23 protein-coding genes are annotated in these 24015 nt (G+C 70.2%); 20 read left to right on the top strand and 3 right to left on the bottom strand.

What is annotated here, in order from left to right; translation table 11 throughout:
- The first annotated feature begins 313 nt into the window (after window positions 1-313).
- The 8 genes from RM704_RS42600 (at window position 314) to RM704_RS42565 (ending at window position 8779) form a co-directional block, all read left to right on the top strand.
- Window positions 314-1159 (top strand): menaquinone biosynthetic enzyme MqnA/MqnD family protein, encoded by an 846-nt coding sequence (locus RM704_RS42600; RefSeq protein ID WP_033528243.1) that lies wholly within the window; start codon window positions 314-316, stop codon window positions 1157-1159.
- Between the two features lie 174 nt (window positions 1160-1333).
- Window positions 1334-3049, top strand: coding sequence for a serine/threonine-protein kinase (locus RM704_RS42595; protein WP_033528244.1), 1716 nt, complete (start codon window positions 1334-1336; stop codon window positions 3047-3049).
- Between the two features lie 165 nt (window positions 3050-3214).
- Window positions 3215-3988, top strand: a complete 774-nt coding sequence (locus RM704_RS42590) for a prepilin peptidase (protein ID WP_033528245.1) — start codon at window positions 3215-3217, stop codon at window positions 3986-3988.
- Between the two features lie 163 nt (window positions 3989-4151).
- The gene (mqnC, locus tag RM704_RS42585; protein WP_033528246.1) at window positions 4152-5351 is read left to right on the top strand and encodes a cyclic dehypoxanthinyl futalosine synthase; all 1200 of its coding nucleotides are present in this window, start codon (window positions 4152-4154) and stop codon (window positions 5349-5351) included.
- 7 nt (window positions 5352-5358) lie between these two features.
- Complete coding sequence (locus RM704_RS42580; RefSeq protein ID WP_033528247.1) at window positions 5359-5808, top strand: imidazolonepropionase-like domain-containing protein; 450 nt, start codon at window positions 5359-5361, stop codon at window positions 5806-5808.
- A 55-nt stretch (window positions 5809-5863) separates the two neighbouring features.
- On the top strand, window positions 5864-6040 hold the full coding sequence (locus RM704_RS42575) for a hypothetical protein (protein WP_157856709.1): 177 nt from the start codon (window positions 5864-5866) through the stop codon (window positions 6038-6040).
- Between the two features lie 56 nt (window positions 6041-6096).
- Window positions 6097-6795: a demethylmenaquinone methyltransferase gene (locus RM704_RS42570; RefSeq protein ID WP_033528380.1), complete on the top strand. Its 699-nt coding sequence runs from the start codon at window positions 6097-6099 to the stop codon at window positions 6793-6795.
- Between the two features lie 154 nt (window positions 6796-6949).
- Window positions 6950-8779 carry a zinc ribbon domain-containing protein gene (locus RM704_RS42565; RefSeq protein WP_033528248.1) on the top strand — a complete coding sequence of 610 codons (1830 nt, stop codon included), beginning with the start codon at window positions 6950-6952 and terminating at the stop codon, window positions 8777-8779.
- Window positions 8780-8850: 71 nt separating this feature from the next.
- Here the strand turns inward: RM704_RS42565 and RM704_RS42560 are convergent, their stop codons facing one another.
- Window positions 8851-9174, bottom strand: coding sequence for a PASTA domain-containing protein (locus tag RM704_RS42560; RefSeq protein WP_078937191.1), 324 nt, complete (start codon window positions 9172-9174; stop codon window positions 8851-8853).
- A 127-nt stretch (window positions 9175-9301) separates the two neighbouring features.
- Window positions 9302-9808: a GNAT family N-acetyltransferase gene (locus RM704_RS42555; RefSeq protein WP_033528250.1), complete on the bottom strand. Its 507-nt coding sequence runs from the start codon at window positions 9806-9808 to the stop codon at window positions 9302-9304.
- Between the two features lie 146 nt (window positions 9809-9954).
- Here RM704_RS42555 and RM704_RS42550 point away from each other — a divergent pair, with 146 nt between their 5' ends.
- Entirely contained in the window at window positions 9955-11247 is a 1293-nt protein-coding gene (locus RM704_RS42550; protein WP_033528251.1) for a geranylgeranyl reductase family protein, read from the top strand.
- 358 nt (window positions 11248-11605) lie between these two features.
- Here RM704_RS42550 and RM704_RS42545 read toward each other — a convergent pair whose 3' ends face one another.
- A complete protein-coding gene (locus RM704_RS42545; protein ID WP_033528252.1) occupies window positions 11606-12442 on the bottom strand; it encodes a C40 family peptidase in 837 nt (278 codons plus the stop codon).
- 715 nt (window positions 12443-13157) lie between these two features.
- On the opposite strand from RM704_RS42545, the gene RM704_RS42540 reads away from it, so the two are divergent.
- Genes RM704_RS42540 through nuoK form a run of 11 tightly spaced genes read left to right on the top strand, consistent with a single transcriptional unit; the run spans window position 13158 to window position 24012 of the window.
- Window positions 13158-13517 carry an NADH-quinone oxidoreductase subunit A gene (locus RM704_RS42540; protein WP_009310323.1) on the top strand — a complete coding sequence of 120 codons (360 nt, stop codon included), beginning with the start codon at window positions 13158-13160 and terminating at the stop codon, window positions 13515-13517.
- A gap of 14 nt (window positions 13518-13531) precedes the next feature.
- The gene (locus tag RM704_RS42535) at window positions 13532-14086 is read left to right on the top strand and encodes a NuoB/complex I 20 kDa subunit family protein (protein ID WP_003998928.1); all 555 of its coding nucleotides are present in this window, start codon (window positions 13532-13534) and stop codon (window positions 14084-14086) included.
- Window positions 14083-14844 carry an NADH-quinone oxidoreductase subunit C gene (locus RM704_RS42530; RefSeq protein WP_033528253.1) on the top strand — a complete coding sequence of 254 codons (762 nt, stop codon included), beginning with the start codon at window positions 14083-14085 and terminating at the stop codon, window positions 14842-14844. The genes RM704_RS42535 and RM704_RS42530 overlap by 4 nt, the downstream gene beginning before the upstream one ends.
- A complete protein-coding gene (locus RM704_RS42525) occupies window positions 14841-16172 on the top strand; it encodes an NADH-quinone oxidoreductase subunit D (RefSeq protein WP_033528254.1) in 1332 nt (443 codons plus the stop codon). The genes RM704_RS42530 and RM704_RS42525 overlap by 4 nt, the downstream gene beginning before the upstream one ends.
- 29 nt (window positions 16173-16201) lie before the next feature.
- Window positions 16202-17032 carry an NADH-quinone oxidoreductase subunit NuoE gene (nuoE, locus tag RM704_RS42520; protein ID WP_052146129.1) on the top strand — a complete coding sequence of 277 codons (831 nt, stop codon included), beginning with the start codon at window positions 16202-16204 and terminating at the stop codon, window positions 17030-17032.
- Entirely contained in the window at window positions 17032-18387 is a 1356-nt protein-coding gene (nuoF, locus tag RM704_RS42515; RefSeq protein ID WP_033528256.1) for an NADH-quinone oxidoreductase subunit NuoF, read from the top strand. Before nuoE ends, nuoF begins: the two co-directional genes overlap by 1 nt.
- Window positions 18384-20888, top strand: coding sequence for an NADH-quinone oxidoreductase subunit G (locus RM704_RS42510; protein ID WP_033528257.1), 2505 nt, complete (start codon window positions 18384-18386; stop codon window positions 20886-20888). Before nuoF ends, RM704_RS42510 begins: the two co-directional genes overlap by 4 nt.
- A complete protein-coding gene (gene nuoH / locus RM704_RS42505) occupies window positions 20885-22249 on the top strand; it encodes an NADH-quinone oxidoreductase subunit NuoH (RefSeq protein ID WP_033528258.1) in 1365 nt (454 codons plus the stop codon). The genes RM704_RS42510 and nuoH overlap by 4 nt, the downstream gene beginning before the upstream one ends.
- On the top strand, window positions 22242-22883 hold the full coding sequence (gene nuoI / locus RM704_RS42500) for an NADH-quinone oxidoreductase subunit NuoI (protein WP_033528259.1): 642 nt from the start codon (window positions 22242-22244) through the stop codon (window positions 22881-22883). The genes nuoH and nuoI overlap by 8 nt, the downstream gene beginning before the upstream one ends.
- Window positions 22880-23716: an NADH-quinone oxidoreductase subunit J gene (locus RM704_RS42495; protein WP_033528260.1), complete on the top strand. Its 837-nt coding sequence runs from the start codon at window positions 22880-22882 to the stop codon at window positions 23714-23716. Before nuoI ends, RM704_RS42495 begins: the two co-directional genes overlap by 4 nt.
- Complete coding sequence (gene nuoK, locus RM704_RS42490; protein WP_009310327.1) at window positions 23713-24012, top strand: NADH-quinone oxidoreductase subunit NuoK; 300 nt, start codon at window positions 23713-23715, stop codon at window positions 24010-24012. The genes RM704_RS42495 and nuoK overlap by 4 nt, the downstream gene beginning before the upstream one ends.
- The last annotated feature ends 3 nt before the right edge of the window (window positions 24013-24015 follow it).

Here is a 24015-nt window from a genome sequence, read left to right as displayed (position 1 = left end):
ACGGTGGGGCACGAGGGCCTTTCGTCGTTCGGTGGAGATGTCGCAATCCACACCGAACCCGGAAGGCCCTCACTCGTTCAAGATCACTCTCCAGTGATCGCCGTCACCAACCTCCGTGGACAGAACAGCTAGATCACGTCACCCGGATGTTTGAACCGCTCGGGTCTCGGCTTGACGGATCGCCTCTACTTCCCCGTCTGTCCCACCGACGACACGCCGTCGAGAGTATTGACAAAGGGTGCACATCCGGTTTCGGGAGCACCTCCCGGCCCCCGGAGCCCGCACCGTACCCCATGAGGGCTAGCCTCGCGATGTGGACAATTCTCGCAACCGGCCGCGCGTCGGCCACATCCAGTTCCTGAACTGCCTGCCCCTCTACTGGGGGCTCGCGAGAACGGGCACGCTCCTCGACTTCGAGCTCACCAAGGACACCCCCGAGAAGCTCAGCGAGCAGCTGGTGCGCGGGGACCTCGACATCGGGCCCATCACCCTCGTCGAGTTCCTGCGCAACGCGGACGACCTGGTCGCCTTCCCCGACATCGCCGTCGGCTGCGACGGCCCGGTGATGTCGTGCGTGATCGTCTCCCAGGTACCCCTCGAACGCCTGGACGGCGCACGCGTCGCGCTGGGCTCCACCTCGCGCACCTCCGTACGCCTCGCGCAGCTGCTGCTGGCCGAGAGCGTCGGCGTACAGCCGTCGTACTACACCTGCCCGCCCGATCTCTCGCTGATGATGCAGGAGGCGGAGGCGGCCGTGCTCATCGGCGACGCGGCGCTGCGCGCGAACCTGCTCGACGGGCCGAACTTCGGCCTGGAGGTGCACGACCTGGGCGCCATGTGGAAGGCGTGGACGGGGCTGCCGTTCGTCTTCGCGGTGTGGGCGGCGCGGCGGGAGTACCTGGAGCGGGAGCCCGAGGTCACCCGCAAGGTGCACGAGGCGTTCCTCGCCTCCCGCGACCTGTCCCTGACCGAGGTGGACAAGGTCGCCGAGCAGGCCGCCCGCTGGGAGGCCTTCGACGAGCGGGTCCTGGAGCGGTACTTCACGACCCTCGACTTCCGCTTCGGCGAGCCCCAGCTGTCCGCGGTCGCCGAGTTCGCGCGTCGGGTCGGCCCGACCACCGGATTTCCGGCGGACGTGAAGGTCGACCTGCTTTCCTGAACCCTTTCCCGCGAAATCCTGGTGAACTTTCCCAAATCGCGGTTGACGCATTAGGCGTTCTGTGGGATTGGAACTGCGGACCGACCCGCGGCCGATCTGCGGACCCGTCGTCGACGCTCGCATTTCCATTCGCGCGTGCGGCACTACGCTGGAGGTACGGGGGAGGTGTCGTCCATGCAACCGCTCGATGTCGGCGAACCCACGGTCGTGGGGCCCTACCGGCTGCTCGGCCGGCTGGGGTCGGGCGGGATGGGCCGCGTCTATCTGGGGCGCAGCGCGGGCGGCCGTACCGTCGCCGTCAAGGTGGTGCACCCGCACTTCGCCCTCGACGAGGAGTTCCGCGCCCGCTTCCGGCGGGAGGTCGACGCCGCCCGCCGCGTGGGCGGTTCCTGGACCGCTCCCGTGCTGGACGCGGACCCGGAGGCATCGGTCCCCTGGGTGGCGACGGGCTACGCGGCCGGCCCATCCCTGGCGGCGGCGGTGGCGGACGGCGGCCCCCTGCCTCCCCACTCCGTCCGGGTCCTGGGCGCGGGCCTGGCGGAAGCCCTGTCGGCGGTGCACGCGCTGGACCTGGTCCACCGGGACGTGAAGCCGTCGAACGTACTGCTCACCGTCGACGGTCCCCTCCTCATCGACTTCGGCATCGCCCGCGCCACGGACGGCACGGCGTCCCTCACCTCGACGGGCGTCTCGATCGGCTCCCCCGGCTACATGTCCCCCGAGCAGATCCTCGGCAAGGGCATCACCGGCGCGGCGGACGTCTTCTCCCTCGGCGCGGTCCTCGCGTACGCCGCGACCGGCCAGTCCCCGTTCCCCGGTGACTCCTCCGCCGCCCTCCTCTACAAGGTCGTCCACGAGGAGCCCCGGCTCGACGGTCTGGAGGGCGACCTGCGAGCCCTGGTGGAGCAGTGCCTGTCCAAGGATCCCTCCGCCCGCCCGGCCCCCGACGAGGTCGCCCGCACCCTGGCCCCCCGGGGCGCGGCCCGCCTGGTGACGGCGGGCTGGCTGCCCGGCCCCCTGGTGGAACAGGTCGGCCGCAGCGCGGTGCACCTGCTGAACCTGGAGGCGGCGGCGGAAGTCCCCTCCGGACCGGTGGGGTTCAGCAGTCCGTCGGTGGGCGTGGACCCGACGGGCCCCGCGGCCCCCTCCGGCGGCGCGAGGGTCGAAGTCCCGGTGACGAGCGGGGTGTTCGGGCCGCCTCCGGTGATGTCGCCGCAGACACCGCCGCCCGTGACACACGTGCCGGGACAGCGGGCCGACTCCGCGCCGACGGACACGGCCCCACCACCGGGCAAGCTGTCGCTGAGCGTGGCGGCGGCGTCCACGACCACGGCGAACGGGCGCGGTCGGCGGGTGAGTTGCTCGATCGCCCTGGCGGTCGCGGGCGCGTTCGCGGTGGTGGGCGTGGGCGCCGTGTTCGGGCCGGGGATGCTGAACGGTGACGACAAGACGGGCGACGCGGCCGGAAAGGCCCCGTCCGCGAGCAGCCGCCCGAGCGACGGGAACGAGGACTCGGGACCGCACGACGGGGCGGGCGACCTGCCCGCGAAATACGTCGGCACCTGGGAGGGCGACGGCTACGCCCTCGGGGGCAACCTCCCCGCCGGCACCTTCACCGTCACCCTCGAACAGGGGTCCGTGGGCGACAGGTTGGGCACCTTCCGCTCCGTCGACGCGCTGGGCGGGGCCTGCGACGACACGTTCGTGCTCAAGAAGGTCACCGCGGACCACATCCTCGTCACCAGCATCGCCGACGCGAAGAACAACCCCAAGACCTGCACCAGCAACACCCACGAGGTCACCCTCACCCCCGTCGGTGACGAACTCCAGTACACCGCGGACAACGCGGACGCGGGCGACCCGACGGCCCGTCTGGCCAAGGTGAAGTAGGGCGCAGCCCCTGCTTCTCAGGGGCGCGGGGAACTGCGCGACCATCCCCCACCGGACCCGCGGAGGGGGCGAAGGGGCGCAGCCCCTGGGGGAGGGACCGGTAGGGGCGGCGGGGGCGAGACCATCCCGGTACCCCGCAGCCGCCCCACCTCATAGGCTGCCCCCGTGGCTCTCGACCCCTGGCTGATCGCACTGACCGTGGCCGCCGCACTCTGGGGCGCAGCCACAGGCGCACTCCTCCCGCGTCCCGCCTACCGCTTCACGGTCGACGAGGACCACCCCTGGCAACGCGAGTGCCCCGCCGGCCACCACATCACCGGCCCGGCCAACGGCTGGCTCGGCCCCGCCCGTTGCGCCGCACGCTCCACAACGAGCCCCCGGCCCCCCGCCTGCTCCTACGGCCCCAGCACCCCCGCCGTCGCCGCCGCCACCGCGCTGATCTGCGCCGCCCTCGCCCTGACCACCGGCACCCGTCCCGAACTCGCCGTATGGCTGCTCCTCGCCCCGCTCGGCGTGCTCCTCACCCTCGTGGATCTCAGCGCCCAACGCCTCCCGGACCCCCTGACCCTCCCCTTCGCGGGCCTGGCCCTCACCCTCCTGGGCGCGGTCGCGTACGTGCCCGAGCACGCAGGCCAGTGGCGCACGGCGCTGTACGGCGCCCTCGTCCTCGGCGGCCTGTACTTCCTCTTCTTCCTCATCAGACCCATGGCCCTCGGCTTCGGCGACGTGAAGCTGGCCCTCGGCCTCGGGGCCGTCCTCGGCTGGTACGGCTGGGGCGCGCTGTATCTCGGCACGTTCGCCGGCGCCCTCATCGGCAGCGCGTACACCGTGGTGGCGCTGGCCAGGGGCCGCGCCGTACGCCGACAACTGGTGGCCCTGGGCCCGTTCATGCTCGCGGGAGCGTACGTCGGCCTCCTGCTGGAGGCGTACGCCGCCTGAGGCCCACCTCCCGCTGGATGGAGTTGTCCACAGGCAGACGGCCTGACGTCGGCCGATCCGAACCCCTGGCGTAGGCTGGCCTGGTCCACCCGTCGCCCACCACCACCCTTATGACGAAGGCGCTTCGCGCCCCTCTGGATTCCTGACGAAAGGGACGCTCCCGGTGACCGAGAAGGCCGACCTTCAGTCCGTTCTCGACCGTGCCGCAGAGGGTGGGCGGATCACGCCGGAGGAGGCACTCGACCTCTACCGCGACGCCCCGCTGCACGCGCTCGGCGCCGCGGCCGACGCGGTACGCAGGCGCCGGTACGCGGGCACGGAGCACATCGCGACGTACATCATCGAGCGGAACATCAACTACACGAACGTGTGCGTCACGGCGTGCAAGTTCTGCGCGTTCTACGCCCCGCCGAAGGCCAAGGACAAGGGCTGGACGCGCGACCTCGACGACATCCTGCGCCGCTGCGCGGAGACCGTCGAGCTGGGCGGTACGCAGATCATGTTCCAGGGCGGGCACCACCCGGACTACGGGGTGGAGTACTACGAGACGCACTTCGCCGCGATCAAGAAGGCCTTCCCGCAGCTGGTCATCCACTCCCTCGGCGCGTCCGAGGTGGAGCACATGGCCCGGATCTCCAAGGTGAGCGTCGAGGAGGCCATCCAGCGCATCCACGCCGCCGGTCTCGACTCCTTCGCCGGGGCCGGCGCCGAACTGCTCCCGGCCCGGCCCCGCAAGGCCATCGCGCCGCTCAAGGAGTCCGGCGAGCGCTGGCTGGAGATCATGGAGGCCGCGCACAACCTGGGCGTGGAGTCCACGTCCACGATGCTCATGGGGACCGGCGAGACCAACGCCGAGCGCATCGAGCACCTGCGGATGATCCGGGACGTACAGGACCGGACGGGCGGCTTCCGGGCCTTCATCCCGTACACCTACCAGCCCGAGAACAACCACCTCAAGGGCCGTACGCAGGCCACGCTCTTCGAGTACCTGCGGATGATCGCCATCGCCCGGCTCTTCATGGACAACATCGCCCACATCCAGGGCTCCTGGCTCACCACCGGCAAGGAGGTCGGCCAGCTCTCCCTGCACTACGGCGCGGACGACCTCGGCTCGATCATGCTGGAGGAGAACGTCGTCTCCAGCGCGGGGGCCAAGCACCGCTCCAACCGCATGGAGATCATCGACCTGATCAGGAAGGCCGGCCGCGTCCCCGCCCAGCGGACCACCACCTACGAGCACATCGTCGTCCACGACGACCCGGCCGACGACCCCGTCGACGAGCGTGTCATGTCCCACATCTCGTCCACGGCCATCGAGGGCGGCACGGCCCACCCCGAGCTGAAGCTGCTGAACGCCAACTAGGGCCCATGTGCTGACGATCCACGCCGCCGACGAGGTGCGGCGCACCTGGGACGACCCGGAGCCGATCAAGGACGGCGCCGTCGTGGTGGACGGCACCCGGGTCCATGCCGTGGGGCCGTCGGAGGAAGTGCGCCGGCGGTTCCCGGGCGCCCGGGTGCGGCAGTGGCCCGGCGTCCTCGGGCCCGGCCGGCTGCACGAGGGCCCGCTCCCGGACGCCCCGTCACCCCGCGAACGTGTCCACGCGGTGCTGAAGGCGGGCGCGGTCGCGGTTCTGGAACAGCACGCCACCACCCCGGAACTCCGTACGGCCGCCGAGCGCAACCATGTGGCGGTGCTGCCACGTCCACGCCCCACGGCGATCAGCGAATCGGGCCGAGCGGACCTGGCGGTCTTCGACGAGGCCGACGTCTGCGTCGCCACGGTGTGCGCGGGGCGCCTGGTCCACCGCCGCCGCTGAGGGCACCGCCGCTCCTGATCCAAGAGGGAAAGCCTTTCCTCATCCGGAAAACGCCTTGCCTAACGCCCTGTCCTCCTGGGCGACCCCACCGCAGTCGACCCATTCGTCACTCGCCCCGCTGATCCTCGCCGTCCCGTTCGGCGTCGGCCGGCTCCTGCTCGGTGTGTTCGTCCTGCTCTGCGGCTGGGTCGAGGACGTGGCCGCGAAGAGGAAGCCGAAGCTGCTGCCGTGACGCGCCACGGGCCGGGCGCCGCACCGGCGTCCGGCCCGTACTGCCACAATGGGCCCGTGACCCGCGCATCCTTGGACAAGCAGCCGCACGAAGTCGCCTCGATGTTCGACCGAGTGGCGAAACGGTACGACCTGACCAACGACGTGCTGTCCCTCGGACAGGACCGGCGCTGGCGCAAGGAGGTGGCACGCGCGGTCGACGCCCGCCCCGCGCAGAAGATCCTGGACCTGGCCGCCGGCACGGGCACCTCCTCCCTGCCCTTCGCGCAGACCGGTGCGTACGTCGTGCCGTGCGACTTCTCCCTCGGCATGCTCCGGGTCGGCAAGGAACGCACCCCCTGGCTGCCGTTCACCGCCGGAGACGCCACCAGGCTGCCGTTCAAGGACGACACCTTCGACGCGGTCACCATCTCCTTCGGCCTGCGCAACGTGCAGGACACCGACACCGCGCTGCGCGAGCTGTACCGGGTGACGAGGCCCGGCGGCCGTGTCGTGATCTGCGAGTTCTCCCACCCCACGTGGGCGCCGCTGCGCACCGCCTACACCGAGTACCTGATGCGGGCGCTGCCGCCGGTCGCCCGTGCGGTGTCGTCCAACCCCGACGCGTACGTCTACCTCGCCGAGTCCATCCGCGCCTGGCCCGACCAGTCGGGGCTCGCCGAGCGCCTCCGGAAGGCCGGCTGGGACAAGGTCGCGTGGCGGAATCTGTCGGGCGGGATCGTGGCGCTGCACCGGGGGTTCAAGGCGCAGGCGTAGGGGCCGCGCGAGGGTGAAGTCCGGCCCCAGGGAGCGGAGTTCACCCGCACGAGGGATGTCCGCCGGGGAATCCTGTTGACGGGAACCGGTCAATAGAAACTACCGTCCGTTGAGACATCGGTACGCACCGGTGACATCTGACGACGGGGGTTCCATGACGTCCTACTGCCCGCACTGCGGGACACCAGGCCCTGACGAGGCGCGCTTCTGCATGACGTGCGGACGCGAACGCGTGCCGGGCCCCCCGACCGCGCCACCCGGGATGCCCCCGGTCCCCCCGACGGTCTCGCCACCCCCGCCCTCCTCGATGGTCTCGGCGCCTTCGGCACCTCCACCACCGGCCCCGCCGGGCGCGCCCCCCGTCGGGCCGCCGCCACCTCCCCCGTACGCTCCCGTCCCCGCCCGCCCCTCGCCCGTCGGCGCCTTCCTCGGCCGCGCTCTGCGGGGTGACTGGGGCGGCTCCGCCGCGGCCGCGCTCTGGCCGGTCGGGCTGCTCCTCGCCGCCGCCCTCGCCCTGGCCGTCCCCTCGTACGACCAGGGCACCGCGGACGAGGACGACTTCGTCGGCTTCGGCGACCGCCTGGGCCTCGCCCTCGCCGCGCTCCTCCAGGGCCTCGGCGGCGGCTTCAAGATCACCGAGAGCGGTGGCGGCGACTTCTCCGGCGGCTACGAGTCCGCCGAGGGCGCCCTCACCCTGACCCTGGTCCCGCTCACGGTGACCGTCCTGTTCGTCGGGGCGCTCTTCCTCGGCGTACGGCAACTCCGCACCCGCCTGGCCACCCGCGCCGCGTACACCGGTGCCGCTGCCGGAACGCCCGGGGCGGGGCCCGTCGGCGGCCGTACCACCGGGCTCGAAGCCGCAGTGCGGGTCACATTGCTGGTGACGGCCGCCGTCCTGGTGCTGGGGCTGTGCGCGCAGCCCGACATCGCGCGCGTGGAGGTCTCGACCTCCCCCTGGCGTGCGGCGCTGGGCGCGCTGCTGCTCACCGCCGCCGTCTCGGCCGGCCTGCTGCAACGCGACGACCTGGCCGCCTGGCTCGCCGTCCGTCCCGGGCCCCGGATCCTGTTCCGGGCGACGGGAACGGCCGTCCGGGCCATGGCGATCGTCCTCGCCCTCTGCTCGCTCGTCACCTTCGTCGTCCTCGCGGCGAACGACGAGTGGCACGCCGAGTGGGAGGAGGACCTGAACCCGCTCCTCCTCGTGCTGTTCGTCCTGCCCAACCTCGCCGTCGCCCTCCTCGGCCTCTCCTGGGGCGTGTCCGTCCAGGGCGAGGCGGGCCGTACCCGGTACGGGGACGACACGTCGTACGACTCCTCCGGCGACTACGGCCTCGTGGAGTCAGGCCCGTACGGCGGCTACGAGCGTGAGTCGTTCGGACTCTCCGAACTGGGCGACGCCGTCAACTCCTGGGCGGTGGTGGGCGCGTTGACGCTCGGCGCCGTCTGCGCGCTGGCCTTCGGGGTCCTCGCCGCCCGCCGTTCCTCGGGCCGTGGCGAGCAACTCCTCGCCGCGGGCGTCTTCTTCGTGCTCTTCCTCCTCCTCGCCGGTGTCAGCGGCCTCGGCCTGGAGGCATCAGGATCGGCCACGGCCGACATCGGCGCCGGGTTCTCGGCCGCGGGCCAGGTGGACGTGGGCCTCGACCTCCCCGAGGTGCTGCTCTTCGGTCTCCTGTGGATCTTCGCCGCGGCCTTCCTCGCGCCCTATCTGGTGCAGATGACGGGAGCGCGTACGGCGGTGATCGCACCGCCGGTCCCGGCGATGCCGAGCAGCGGCCCGACAGCGGCCCACGGGCTCCCGCGGCAGGCCGCCGCCCCGGCACCGGCCCCCTACGAGCCTCCGCTCGTGGAGCTCGGCCACCACCATCTACCGCCCGCCGAGCCGCCCAAGTCCCGTAGCCGCACGCTGATCTGGACCCTCACCGTCGTGGGGGCCTTCGTGATCGGCGGGGGAGGGACGGCGGCGATCCTGCTCTGGCAGAAATAGGAGACAGGGCACAGGAGACAGGACACGCGAAGGGCCGCCCTCCGGCACCGACGGGAAGGCGACGACCGGACCTAGCGAAGAACCGCGAACGGGTCCCCCGGCTCGTCCAACGCCCTGCGCAACCCGGGCGGCGGCCCGCCGCGCCGTGGTTCCCGCACGCCCCCGCCGTCGTCCCCCAACTCGAACCACACGGTCACGGCGGCCCCGCGCGGCACCTCCACCCCCGGCGCCGGGTACTGCCGTACGACGTAGTCCACGACGGTGCGGGCGAAGTCGGGCCGGTCGGGCGCGACGAGGAGCACCCCGCCCGCCTCGGCCGCCTCGCGCGCGTCCACGGCCATCAGACCGACGAACCGTGGCACACGCACTTCGGATGACTTGGGTGTTATGCGCACAGACGTTCACCCCCAGCGGTACCGGCAGGGTAACCGCCGAGTGCCCCACCCGGAAGCACTGCGTGGCAATCCGCGCCATATCGCTACGCTGGGTGACGAGTTGCCGAAATCCCGAACAGCCGGAGCGTCAGAGCGTCAGTCGGTAACAGTGCCCCACCTGTTGCGAGACGGGCGTCGTGAACGTCTCCGCCAGCTCCATGCCCAGCCGCCGTGTGACGGCGATGGACCGCTCGTTGCGGGCGTCGACCATGGCGACGACACGGCCGACGCCGGCCGCCCGCACCCGCTCCAGGGTCTGCGTCGCGGCGGCGGTCACGTACCCCTTGCCCCAGTGGTCGCGGGCGAGCCGCCAGCCGATCTCGATCTCGCCGGTCGGGCCCCACTCGCGGGGCCACGGCTGGGCACCGGTGAAGCCGATGGCCCGGCCCTCCTCGTCGAGCAGGGTCCACAGGCAGAACCCGTGCTCGGCGTCGTGGCGGCGCTGCCGCGCGGTGAGCTCCTCGTAGACGGACAGCTCGGCGGACCGGCCGCCGTGGAACTCCATGACGTCGGGATCGTCGAAGATCCGGTGCCAGGCGAAGGCGTCCTCGTCGGTGGGGACACGCAGCCGTACGTCGGGCAGAGCTCGGTTCACAGGGGCAGCCCTTCAGCCGGTGATCGGTACCGCTGAATAGACTGCCCATGTCCGACGCCTGTCGGCACATGTTTTCTGGCCGTCCGGTTTCCCGGACATCCAGCAGGCTTTGCTCCGATCCTTCTACTTCTTGGGGAGAACCCGTCGTGACCGAGCCCCAGCCCCTTACCGAACACACCGCCGATGTGATCGTCGTCGGGGCCGGGCCAGCCGGTTCCACCACCGCGTACTACCTGGCGAAGGCCGGACTCGACGTGCTGCTCCTGGAGAAGACCAGCTTCCCCAGGGAGAAGGTCTGCGGCGACGGCCTCACCCCGCGCGCCACCAAGCAGCTCGTGGCGATGGGCATCGACATCTCCGAGGAGGCCGGCTGGCTCCGCAACAAGGGGCTCCGGATCATCGGCGGGGGCGTCCGCCTCCAGCTCGACTGGCCGGATCTCGCCGCCTATCCGAACTACGGACTCGTCCGCAAGCGCGACGACTTCGACGAGCAGCTCGCCCGCCAGGCCCAGAAGGCGGGCGCCCGGCTGTACGAGCGCTGCAACGTGGGCGCGCCGATCATCGACGACCGCACGGGCCGCATCACCGGGGTGCACGCCAAGCTCGGCGACGAGAAGCGTGAAGTCACCTTCCACGCCCCGCTGGTGGTGGCGGCCGACGGCAACTCCACCCGGCTCTCCCTCGCGATGGGCCTGCACCGCCGCGAGGACCGCCCGATGGGCGTCGCGGTCCGCACGTACTTCACCTCCCCGCGCCACGACGACGACTACCTGGAGTCCTGGCTGGAGCTGTGGGACAAGCGCGGCCCCGGCGAGGACCGCCTGCTCCCCGGCTACGGCTGGATCTTCGGCATGGGCGACGGCACGTCCAACGTCGGACTGGGCGTCCTCAACACCTCCGCCGCCTTCAAGGAACTGGACTGGCGCGACGTCCTGAAGGCCTGGTGCGCGTCCATGCCGGAAGAGTGGGGCTACACCCCCGAGAACATGACCGGTCCCATCCGCGGCGCCGCCCTCCCGATGGCCTTCAACCGCCAACCCCACTACACCAAGGGCCTGCTGCTGGTCGGCGACGCCGGCGGCATGGTGAACCCCTTCAACGGCGAGGGCATCGCCTACGCGATGGAATCCGGCCAGATCGCCGCCGACGTCATCGTCCAGGCCCACGCCCGCGCCACGCCCGGGCAGCGTGAACTCGCCCTCCAGCGTTATCCGCAGGTCCTCAAGGACACCTTCGGCGGCTACTACACGATGGGCCGCGCCTTCGTGAAGCTCATCGGCAACCCGAAGATCATGAAGCTCGCCACGCAGCGGGGCCTGACCCACCCGCTCCTGATGAAGTTCACCCTGAAGATGCTGGCCAACCTCACCGACCCCACCGGTGGCGACGCGATGGACCGCATCATCAACGGCCTGAGCAAGGTGGCCCCGAAGGCGTGACCGGCGCCTGACCCGCGCGCGAGGTCGGGCGACCCGCGCGAGGTCGGGTGATCCGCGCGATGTGGGCGATCTGTGTGCGTTGTGCACATGGCCGGCCGTGGAGCTCGCCACGGCCGGTGCGTGCCCTCGTGCGCGCCGAGGCCGCCACGCTCTCCGAAGCCGGAGCCGCTGTACGCCCCTGACCGGAGCCGCTGTACGCCCCTGAGGGGCTCGCTGCCATCCCGGATCGCGTAACACCTTGGGAGTGTGACGACAGGAGCCCTGTGGGGCACCTGTGGCCTTTCTGCGGGCAGCCCGAGGGCCGCTGTCCCCTCAGGGGAGAGCGGCCCTTCGAAAACGCCCTGGGCGACCGCGTGGGTCAGAGCACGCGCACCGCGCCCGTCGCCGGGTAGCCGGAGAGGTCCTGGATCACGACACCCTTGGAGGGGTTCGCCGCGTCGAGGTACTGGCCGTTCCCGATGTAGACACCCACGTGGTACGCCGAACCCTTGGCGCCCCAGTACAGGATGTCGCCGACCTGGAGGTTCGACAGCGAGACCTCGGTGCCCTGCATCGACTGGTCCTGCGAGACCCGGGGGAGGTCCACGCCGACCTGCTTGAACGCGGCCTGCACGAGCGAGGAGCAGTCCCACGCGTTCGGGCCCGTGGCACCCATGACGTAGGCGTCGCCGAGCTGCGCCTTCAGGAAGCCGATGACCGTGCCGACGCTGCCCGTGGCGGGCGCCGTCGTGGTCGTCGTCGCCGTCGACGAGTTGGTCGTGAGGGTGGTCCGCTCGGTGTCACGCGAGGCGCGCTCGGCGGCGGCCTTGCGCTCGGCCTCCTCGGCGGCCTTCTTCCGGGCCTCTTCCTTCTTCGCCTTGGCGAGGTCCTTTTCGGCCTGCTTCGCCGCCTCTTCGGCGGCCGCGTCACGCTCGGCCTGCAGCTGGTAGTCGGCCGCCATCGCCTGCGTGGCGTCCGCGGACTGCGCGGCCTGCGTGGCCAGGTCGGCCGTGAGGGTGGACAGTTCGAGCGTCTGCGTCACCGGCTCCGCCGCGAAGGCAGACGTGGACGCGCCGGCCACTGCCACGGTGCTGAGAACGCCACCGGCGACTCCGGCGCGCATCGCGATCGAGGACGCGTTGCGGCGGGGTTTCCGGTGGCTGCGTATGTGAGCGGTGTGGGACATGGGTACAAGCGGTACCAGCGACTCCTCCATACCTTCAAGAAACGTGTGCTGCGCCACAGTTGTTCAACGGAAGCCGTAAATTCCCCGAGCGTCACTCTTTATTGACGCCGTAACGGGCATAGCGGACACGGTCGAACAGGCCTTTGATCATGCGCTTTCGTGATTACGCCCGAATTGCCCTGCGCTTACCATCGATCGCAGCGAGTGGCCAAGGTCGGTGGATTTGATCTCGGTCCGATGTGGCGCAGGTCACGGAACGGTCACCCGCCCCCACGGCGTCCCGCGCGGAAGGACGCCTCCCGGCGCTCGTGAATGCGTGCACGCGTCCACATCGGTCATCGAACCTCCTCGCGAGGTGTGAACGCGGTGCTCTATCAAGCGGCCTCGTCCAGCACCAATTTGCATGCAGAGGAACTCTCTTGATATGGAGACGCCCTGCGTGACCAGCGGTAACGAATGAATATGTCACTTCTGGTGATCAGTCTGACGCTTCGTGTATGAAGATCGACGCTCATCCGACTTCATGATCCTTCGTCAGGTGGTGGAGATCACAAACTCGGTGCCGCACCCGTGTCGCAGATCACAGACCGGCAGGCATAGGATGCGGGGCAGTTGGGCTTGTGACCTGCTTCACATGTTCGCGATCTTCGTCGAGACAGGCGGGGTTCGTGTGACAGGTGGGGCGGGAGAGCAGGGCCCACGCAATCCGCCAGCAGTCAGTGCCGACTGAGAGGAGCGAGGAGCGGTGAACGCCTATGCGCCCATCCTCGTACTGGGAGCCCTCGGGGCAGGCTTTGCGATCTTCTCCGTGATCATGGCCACGCTGATCGGCCCGAAGCGCTACAACCGGGCCAAGCTCGAGGCCTACGAGTGCGGGATCGAGCCCACCCCCACGCCGGCCGGCGGCGGGCGATTCCCCATCAAGTACTACCTGACGGCGATGCTCTTCATCGTCTTCGACATCGAGATCGTCTTCCTCTACCCGTGGGCCGTCACCTTCGACGCCCTGGGTGTTTTCGGGCTCGTGGAGATGCTGCTCTTCGTGCTCACCGTCTTCGTCGCCTACGCGTACGTCTGGCGCCGCGGCGGCCTGGAATGGGACTGAGGGGCCTTTAAGCCATGGGACTCGAAGAAAAACTGCCGAGCGGTTTCCTGCTGACCACCGTCGAGCAGGCCGCGGGCTGGGTACGCAAGGCATCCGTCTTCCCCGCCACCTTCGGCCTCGCGTGTTGTGCCATCGAGATGATGACCACCGGCGCGGGGCGCTACGACCTGGCGCGCTTCGGCATGGAGGTCTTCCGCGGCTCGCCGCGTCAGGCGGACCTGATGATCGTGGCCGGCCGGGTCAGCCAGAAGATGGCGCCGGTGCTGCGGCAGGTCTACGACCAGATGCCGAATCCCAAGTGGGTGATCTCCATGGGGGTCTGCGCGTCGTCCGGCGGCATGTTCAACAACTACGCGATCGTCCAGGGCGTCGACCACATCGTCCCGGTCGACATCTACCTCCCGGGCTGCCCGCCACGGCCCGAGATGCTGATGGACGCGATCCTCAAGCTCCACCAGAAGATCCAGACGTCCAAGCTCGGCGTGAACGCGGAGGAAGCGGCCCGCGAGGCCGAGGAAGCCGCGCTCAAGGCACTCCCCACCATCGAGATGAAGGGGCTGCTGCGATGAGCGACGCGAACGGCAAGAACGGTGCGAACGGCTCGAACGGGGTGAACCCCGAGAAGGACCTCGCGGCCTCCAACCTCCCCGGCCAGCGCGGCGACGGCGGCGAGGAGATCCGCGTCCAGCGCGGCATGTTCGGCGCGAACAACGGCGGCGACACCTCCGGCTACGGCGGTCTGGTCCGCTCCATCCGGCTCCCCGGAGAGGCCGTCCGCCCCTACGGCGGCTGGTTCGACGAGGTCGCCGACGAACTGGAGGGCGCCCTGGAGGAACAGGGCCTCGTCCCCGAGAACGTCATCGACAGGACCGTCGTCGACCGCGGCGAGCTCACCTTCCACATCGAGCGCGAACACCTGCCGACCGTCGCCCGCACCCTCCGCGACGACCCGGCCCTCCGCTTCGAGCTGTGCACCGGTGTCTCCGGCGTCCACTACCCCGGCGACAAGGGCCGCGAGCTGCACGCCGTCTACCACCTGCGCTCGATCACCCACAACCGGCTGATCCGCCTGGAGGTCTCCGCCCCCGACGCCGACCCGCACATCCCGTCGCTCGTCCCCGTCTATCCGACCAACGACTGGCACGAGCGCGAGACGTACGACTTCTTCGGCATCGTCTTCGACGGCCACCCCGCGCTGACGCGGATCATGATGCCGGACGACTGGCAGGGCTTCCCGCAGCGCAAGGACTATCCCCTCGGCGGCATCCCCGTCGAGTACAAGGGCGCCCAGATCCCGGCTCCGGACCAGCGGAGGTCGTACTCATGAGCACGTCACACGCATCCGCCGCTTCGGCGCGCGAGACCACCGAGGGCACCGTCTACACGGTCACCGGCGGCGACTGGGACGAGGTCGCCGAGACCGCCGCCCGTTCCGACGACGAGCGCATCATCGTCAACATGGGGCCCCAGCACCCGTCCACCCACGGTGTGCTCCGGCTGATCCTGGAGATCGACGGCGAGACCGTCACCGAGGCCCGCTGCGGCATCGGCTACCTCCACACCGGCATCGAGAAGAACCTCGAATACCGGACGTGGACCCAGGGCACCACGTTCGTGACGCGCATGGACTACCTGACGCCGTTCTTCAACGAGACGGCGTACTGCCTCGCCGTGGAGAAGCTCCTCGGCATCGAGGACGAGATCCCGGACCGCGCCACGATCATCCGGGTGCTCCTGATGGAGCTGAACCGGCTCTCCTCCCACCTGGTGTGCATCGCCACCGGCGGCATGGAGCTGGGCGCGACCACGATCATGATCTACGGCTTCCGTGATCGTGAACTGATTCTCGACATCTACGAGCTGATCACCGGCCTGCGCATGAACCACGCGTACATCCGGCCCGGCGGACTCGCCCAGGACCTGCCGCCCGGCGCGGTGGACCAGATCCGCGAGTTCGTGAAGAAGATGCAGAAGAACCTTCCCGAGTACGACAAGCTCGCCACCGGGAACCCCATCTTCAAGGCCCGTATGCAGGACGTCGGCTACCTGGACCTGTCCGGCTGCATGGCCCTCGGCGCCACCGGCCCGATCCTCCGCTCCGCCGGCCTCCCGCACGACCTGCGCAAGGCCCAGCCGTACTGCGGCTACGAGACGTACGACTTCGACGTCCCGACCGCCGACACCTGCGACTCCTACGGCCGCTTCCTGATCCGCCTCGAAGAGATGCGCCAGTCCCTGCGGATCGTCGAGCAGTGCCTGGACCGGCTGCAGCCGGGCCCGGTCATGGTCGGCGACAAGAAGATCGCCTGGCCCGCCCAGCTCGCCCTGGGACCGGACGGACTCGGCAATTCCCTGGACCACATCAAGAAGATCATGGGCACCTCCATGGAGGCCCTGATCCACCACTTCAAGCTGGTGACCGAGGGATTCCGCGTCCCGCCGGGACAGACGTACGCGGCGGTCGAGTCGCCCAAGGGCGAACTCGGGGTGCACGCCGTGTCCGACGGAGGCACCCGCCCCTTCCGGGTCCACTTCCGCGACCCGTCCTTCACCAACCTGCAGGCCATGGCGGCGATGTGCGAGGGCGGCCAGGTCGCCGACGTCATCGTCGCCGTCGCGTCCATCGACCCCGTGATGGGAGGCGTCGACCGGTGACCACCACCCCCGAGGGCGTCAGCCTGGGCATGCCGCAACTGCCCGCGCCCGACTACCCGGACGACGTTCGAGCCCGGCTGGAGCGGGACGCGGCCCAGGTCGTCGCCCGCTACCCGGACTCCCGGTCCGCCCTCCTGCCGTTGCTGCATCTCGTGCAGTCGGAGGAGGGCCATGTCACCCGCACCGGCATGCGGTTCTGCGCCGAGGTGCTCGGCCTGACCACGGCCGAGGTCACCGCGGTCGCCACCTTCTACTCCATGTACCGCCGCAAGCCCTCCGGCGACTACCAGGTGGGCGTCTGCACCAACACCCTGTGCGCGGTGATGGGCGGCGACGCGATCTTCGAGGCGCTCCAGGACCACCTCGGCGTCGGCAACGGCGAGACCACCGGCGACGGCAAGGTCACCCTGGAACACATCGAGTGCAACGCGGCCTGCGACTTCGCGCCGGTCGTGATGGTCAACTGGGAGTTCTTCGACAACCAGACCGTCGACAGCGCCAAGCGACTCGTCGACGACCTGCGCGAGGGAACCGAGGTCCGGCCCACGCGCGGGGCGCCGCTGTGCACCTTCAAGGACACCGCGCGGATCCTCGCCGGCTTCCCCGACGAGCGGCCCGGCGCCGTCGAGGCGAGCGGCGGCGCGGGACCCGCCTCGCTGGTCGGCCTCCGCCTGGCCAGGGGAGAGGCCGGACCCGCGCGCGTGGTCCACCCACGGGACGGCGGCCCGCACGACGAGCCGCAGGACAGGGTGCACGAGCCGTCACCCGGGGAGCACCTCAGCTCGCACGACGCGCCGCAGGAGACATCGGCCTCCGACCCTGCCCACCCGGCCGGGCCCACCGCCGAGGAGGGGGAGTGATGACGTTGGCACCCGAGATCAAGGGCAGCAGCCCGGAGAAACTGCTCGCACCCGTGCTGTCGGCCTTCTGGGACGAGGACAGGCCGTGGTCGCTCGACGTCTACCGCAGGCACGACGGGTACGAGGGACTGCGCAAGGCGCTGGCCATGTCACCGGACGACGTCATCGCGTACGTCAAGGAGTCGGGGCTGCGCGGCCGTGGCGGCGCGGGATTCCCGACCGGAATGAAATGGCAGTTCATTCCCCAGGGTGATGGAAAACCGCACTATCTCGTTGTCAACGCCGACGAGTCGGAGCCCGGAACGTGCAAGGACATTCCGCTCCTCTTCGCGAACCCGCACAGCCTCATCGAGGGCATGATCATCGCGTGCTACGCCATTCGGTCCTCGCATGCCTTCATCTACCTGCGTGGTGAGGTCGTCCCCGTCCTGCGGCGGCTGCACGAGGCCGTCCGCGAGGCCTACGAGGGGGGCTTCCTCGGCGAGAACATCCTGGGCAGCGGACTCGACCTCGACATCACCGTGCACGCCGGCGCCGGCGCGTACATCTGTGGTGAGGAGACCGCACTGCTCGACTCGCTCGAAGGCCGCCGTGGTCAACCCCGACTGCGTCCCCCTTTCCCCGCTGTGGAAGGCCTCTACGCCTGTCCCACTGTGGTGAACAACGTCGAGTCGATCGCCTCGGTTCCCGCCATCCTGCACAAGGGCAAGGAATGGTTCCGGTCGATGGGAAGCGAGAAGTCCCCCGGCTTCACGCTCTACTCCCTCAGCGGCCATGTCGCCTCCCCCGGCCAGTACGAGGCCCCGCTCGGCATCACCCTGCGCCAGCTGCTGGAGATGAGCGGCGGCATGCGGCCCGGCCATCGCCTCAAGTTCTGGACGCCGGGCGGCTCCTCGACCCCGATGTTCACCGACGAGCACCTCGACGTCCCTCTCGACTACGAGGGAGTGGGCGCCGCCGGTTCCATGCTCGGCACCAAAGCCCTCCAGTGCTTCGACGAGACGACCTGCGTCGTCCGGGCCGTCACCCGCTGGACCGAGTTCTACGCCCACGAGTCCTGCGGCAAGTGCACCCCGTGCCGCGAAGGCACCTACTGGCTGGTCCAGTTGCTGCGCGACATCGAGGCCGGCAAGGGCGTCATGAGCGACCTCGACAAGCTGAACGACATCGCCGACAACATCAACGGCAAGTCCTTCTGCGCCCTCGGCGACGGCGCCGCCTCGCCGATCTTCTCCTCCCTCAAGTACTTCCGCGCGGAGTACGAGGACCACATCACGGGCCGGGGCTGCCCGTTCGACCCGGCCAAATCGACCGCCTGGGCCGACAAGGACAAGCACGCGGAGGTGAACGCATGACCGTGACCACCAGCGCTCCCTCCGGGGGCGGGGAGGCGGCGGTCCCGCCGGAAGATCTCGTCTCGCTGACCATCGACGGCATCGAGATCAGCGTGCCCAAGGGCACCCTGGTCATCCGGGCCGCCGAACAGCTCGGCGTCGAGATCCCCCGCTTCTGCGACCACCCCCTCCTCGACCCCGCCGGCGCGTGCCGCCAGTGCATCGTCGAGGTCGAGGGCCAGCGCAAGCCCATGGCGTCCTGCACGATCACCTGTACGGACGGGATGGTCGTCAAGACGCACCTCACCTCCCCGGTCGCGGAGAAGGCCCAGAAGGGTGTGATGGAGCTCCTGCTCATCAACCACCCGCTGGACTGCCCCGTCTGCGACAAGGGCGGCGAGTGCCCGCTGCAGAACCAGGCCATGTCGCACGGCCACTCCGAGTCCCGCTTCGAGGGCAGGAAGCGGACGTACGAGAAGCCCGTGGCGATCTCCACGCAGGTGCTCCTCGACCGCGAGCGGTGCGTGCTGTGCGCCCGCTGCACCCGGTTCTCCAACCAGGTCGCCGGCGACCCGATGATCGAACTGATCGAGCGGGGCGCCCTGCAGCAGGTCGGCACCGGCGAGGGCGACCCCTTCGAGTCGTACTTCTCCGGCAACACCATCCAGATCTGCCCCGTCGGCGCGCTGACCTCGGCGGCGTACCGATTCCGCTCCCGCCCCTTCGACCTGGTCTCCTCGCCGTCCGTCTGCGAGCACTGCTCCGGCGGCTGCGCCACCCGCACCGACCACCGGCGCGGCAAGGTCATGCGACGCCTCGCGGCCGACGACCCCGAGGTCAACGAGGAGTGGATCTGCGACAAGGGCCGCTTCGCGTTCCGCTACGCGCAGCGCCCGGACCGGCTGACCACTCCGCTCGTCCGCAACGCCGAGGGCGTCCTGGAGCCCGCTTCCTGGCCGGAGGCCCTGGAGGTCGCCGCCCGGGGGCTCCTCGCGGCGCGTGGCCGGGCCGCCGTCCTGACCGGCGGCCGGCTCACCGTCGAGGACGCCTACGCGTACAGCAAGTTCGCGCGGGTGGCCCTCGACACCAACGACATCGACTTCCGCGCGCGCGTGCACAGCGGCGAGGAGGCCGACTTCCTGGCCGCCCGCGTCGCCGGACGCGGCCGCGACCTCGACGGTACGGGCGTCACCTACACCTCGCTGGAGAAGGCGCCCGCCGTCCTGCTGGTCGGGTTCGAGGCCGAGGAGGAGGCGCCCGGCGTCTTCCTGAGGCTGCGCAAGGCCTGGCGCAAGCACAAGCAGCGGGTGTTCTCGCTGGCGACGCACGCCACCCGGGGCCTCACGAAGGCCGGCGGCACTCTGCTGCCCGCCGCGCCCGGCACCGAGACCGAGTGGCTGGACGCCCTCGCGAGTGGCTTCGGCCTCGACGACGACGGCACCAGGGCCGCCGAGGCGCTGCGCACCGAGGGCGCCGTGATCGTCGTGGGTGAGCGCCTCGCCGCTGTCGCGGGTGGGCTCACCGCCGCCGTCCGGGCCGCGTCGCTGACCGGCGCGAAGCTGGTGTGGATCCCGCGCAGGGCAGGCGAGCGCGCCGCCGTCGAGGCGGGCGCGCTGCCGTCCGTGCTGCCGGGCGGACGCCCGGCCACCGACCCGCGCGCACGCGCGGAGGTCGCCGCCGCCTGGGGCGTCGGCGAACTCCCCGCGCGCTACGGCCGGGACACCGGGCAGATCGTCGAGGCCGCCGCCACCGGAGAGCTCGGGGCCCTGGTGGTGGCGGGTGTGGAAGTCGGCGATCTGCCCGACCCGGCACGCGCGCGTGAGGCACTGTCCGCGGTGGGCTTCCTGGTGTCGCTGGAACTGCGGCCCAGCGAGGTCACCGACCGGGCGGACGTCGTCCTCCCGGTCGCCGCCGTCGCCGAGAAGGCGGGCACCTTCGTCAACTGGGAAGGCCGCGTGCGGATGTTCGAGGCCGCGCTGAAGCCCGACCAGATGACCCGCCCGGTGGCCCCCACCGACGGCCGCGTCCTGCAGATGCTGGCCGACGCCATGGACGTCCACCTGGGGCTGCCGGACCTGCGCACCACGCGCGCGGAGCTGGACCGCCTCGGGGCGTGGGACGGGGCGAGGGCCAACGAGCCGGTGGAGGTCGCGGCCGGAGCGCCGCGCGCGGCCGCCGGGGAGGCCGTCCTCGCCGGACACCGGTTGCTGCTCGACCAGGGCCGTCTCCAGGACGGCGACGAGGCGCTCGCCGGGACCCGGCACGCCGCCCACGCGCGCGTGTCCGCCGCCACGGCCGCCGAGGTCGGCGTCAAGAACGGCGACGCCCTCGCGGTCAGCGGCCCCGCCGGGGTCGTCGAACTGCCGTTGCTGATCAGCGAGATGCCCGACCGCGTCGTCTGGCTGCCGCTGAACTCCACCGGTTCGGGCGTCGCCTCCGACACGGGGGCGCTGCCCGGCGCACTCGTCCGTATCGGCCCCGCGACGCTCGCAGCCGAGGCCCCCGAGGAGGTGGAGGCATGAGCGCGTACTTCATCGCCGCTGAGGACCTCTCGATGTTCGGCCGCGACCCCTGGTGGCTGGTCGTCGTCAAGGCGGTGTTCTGCTTCGCCTTCCTGATGATCACCGTGCTGTTCTCCATCGTGTGGGAGCGCAAGGTCGTCGCCTGGATGCAGCTGCGCATCGGCCCCAACCGGCACGGCCCCTGGGGCATGCTCCAGTCGCTCGCCGACGGCATCAAGCTGATGCTCAAGGAAGACGTCATCGTCAAACGCGCGGACAAGGTCGTCTACGTCCTCGCGCCGATCGTCGCGGCCATCCCGGCCTTCATGGCGATCGCGGTGATCCCCTTCGGGCCCGCCGGCAACGAGATCTCGATCTTCGGCCAGCGCACCACGATGCAGCTCACCGACCTGCCGATCGCGATGCTCTACATCCTCGCCGTCGCCTCGGTCGGCATCTACGGCATCGTCCTCGCGGGGTGGAGCTCCGGCTCCACCTATCCGCTCCTGGGCGGCCTGCGCTCCTGTGCGCAGATGATCTCCTACGAGATCGCCATGGGCGCCGCGTTCGCCTCCGTCTTCCTCTACTCCGGGTCGATGTCGACGTCCGCGATCGTCGAGGCGCAGCAGGACCGCTGGTACATCGTGCTGCTGCCGGTCTCGTTCGTCATCTACATCGTGACCATGGTCGGCGAGACCAACCGCGCCCCGTTCGACATGCCGGAGTCCGAGGGCGACCTCGTCGGCGGCTTCAACACCGAGTACTCGTCGATCAAGTTCGCGATGTTCATGCTCGCCGAGTACGTCAACATGGTGACCGTCTCCGCCGTGTCGGTGACGCTGTTCCTCGGCGGCTGGCGGGCTCCCTACCCCATCAGCACCTTCTGGGAGGGCGCCAACCACGGCTGGTGGCCGATGCTCTGGTTCGTGGTGAAGGTGCAGCTGCTGCTGTTCTTCTTCATCTGGCTGCGCGGCACCCTCCCACGCGTCCGCTACGACCAGCTGATGAAGCTCGGCTGGAAGGTCCTCCTGCCCGTCTCCGTGGTCTGGCTGATGCTCGTCGCGACCGTGCGGACCCTCAGGAACGAGAACTACGACTTCGCCGAGATCGCGCTGTACGTCCTCGGCGCCGTCATCGTCCTCTTCCTGCTGTCCGTCGTCGCCGACATGTTCCGCGACCGGCGCGAGGCGCAGGACCAGCCCGCCGAACCGGCCGGCTTCGACCCGATGGCCGGCGGATTCCCCGTGCCGCCCCTGCCCGGACAGACCCTCCCGCCGGTGCCGCGCAGGCGCCCGCGCCGGGAGCGGGAGCTGATTGTCAGTGGCGGGTCCGATACTGACAGTGACGGATCTTCGAATGGGAGGGAGGCGTCCGATGGCTGAGGAGCCGAAAGAGAACAAGCAGGGGTTCCAGAACCCCGTCGCCGGCTTCGGCGTGACCTTCAAGGCCATGTTCAAGAAGCGGCTGACCGAGCAGTACCCGGAGCAGGAGAAGACCACGGCCCCGCGGTTCCACGGCCGGCACCAGCTCAACCGCCATCCGGACGGCCTGGAGAAGTGCGTCGGCTGCGAACTGTGCGCCTGGGCCTGCCCCGCCGACGCCATCTACGTCGAGGGCGCCGACAACACGGACGAGGAGCGCTACTCCCCGGGCGAGCGGTACGGCCGCGTCTACCAGATCAACTACGCCCGCTGCATCCTGTGCGGCCTGTGCATCGAGGCCTGCCCCACGCGCGCGCTCACCATGACCAACGAGTTCGAGCTGGCCGACTCCAGCCGCGCCAACCTCATCTACACCAAGGAGCAGCTGCTCGCCGGTCTGGAGGAGGGCATGGTCGACTCGCCCCACTCGATCTTCCCCGGCGCCGACGAGCAGGACTACTACCGGGGTCTGGTCACCGAGGCAGCGCCCGGTACGGAGCGTCAGGTCGCCACCTCCAAGGGCGAGAAGCCCCAGGAGGCCGCCTCCACCTCCGGTGCGGACGAACCGGCGTCGGAGAAGGTGATCCGCCCATGACGCAGCAACTCGCCGCCTACACCACGTCCACCGGTGAGGCCTTCCAGTTCTGGGTGCTCGGCACGATCGCCGTCATCGGCGCCCTGTGCACCGTCTTCATGAAGAAGGCCGTGCACAGCGCGCTCTGCCTCGCCGGCACCATGATCATCCTGGCCGTGTTCTACCTGGCCAACGGCGCCTACTTCCTGGGCGTCGTGCAGATCGTCGTCTACACCGGCGCGATCATGATGCTGTTCCTGTTCGTGGTGATGCTCGTCGGCGTCACCGCGGCGGACTCCCTGAAGGAGACCATCAAGGGCCAGCGCTGGCTGGCCCTCCTGTGCGGCCTCGGCTTCGGCATCCTGCTGACCGCAGGCATCGGCAACGCCGCGCTGACGGAGTTCAACGGCCTGGGCACGGCGAACGCGGGCGGCAACGTGGAGGGCCTCGCGGCCCTGATCTTCACCGACTACGTGTTCGCCTTCGAACTCACCGGCGCCCTGCTCATCACGGCCGCCGTAGGCGCCATGGTCCTCACCCACCGGGAGCGCACCGAGCGCGCCAAGACCCAGCGCGAGCTGGCCGAACAGCGCGTACGCGAGGGCAAGCACCTGCCGCCGCTGCCGGCCCCCGGCGTCTACGCCCGGCACAACGCGGTCGACATCGCGGGCCTGCTGCCCGACGGCACGCCGTCCGAGCTGACCGTCAGCAAGACGCTGCGGGACCGGGGCCAGATCCGTGACGTGTCGACCGAGGCGCTGAACGACCTCAAGGCCCTGGAGCAGCGCGCCGAGGACCGCCTGGAGCGCACCAACAGCGGGAACGGCCCCAAGCGCGGGGAGGCATCGAAGTGAATCCCGTCAACTACCTGTATCTCGCCGCCCTCCTGTTCACGATCGGCGCCACCGGCGTCCTGATCCGGCGGAACGCGATCGTGGTGTTCATGTGTGTCGAGCTGATGCTCAACGCCTGCAACCTCGCCCTGGTCGCCTTCTCCCGGATGCACGGCAATCTCGACGGCCAGATCATCGCCTTCTTCACGATGGTCGTCGCCGCCGCGGAGGTCGTGGTCGGACTCGCGATCATCGTGTCGCTGTTCCGGTCCCGCCACTCGGCCTCGGTCGACGACGCCAGCCTGATGAAGCTGTAAGGG

The organism is Streptomyces gottesmaniae (genome assembly GCF_031845845.1).
Classification (GTDB): domain Bacteria; phylum Actinomycetota; class Actinomycetes; order Streptomycetales; family Streptomycetaceae; genus Streptomyces; species Streptomyces akebiae.
Note: the sequence above shows the minus strand (reverse complement) of the source record. Positions and strands in the feature narration are given on the sequence as shown.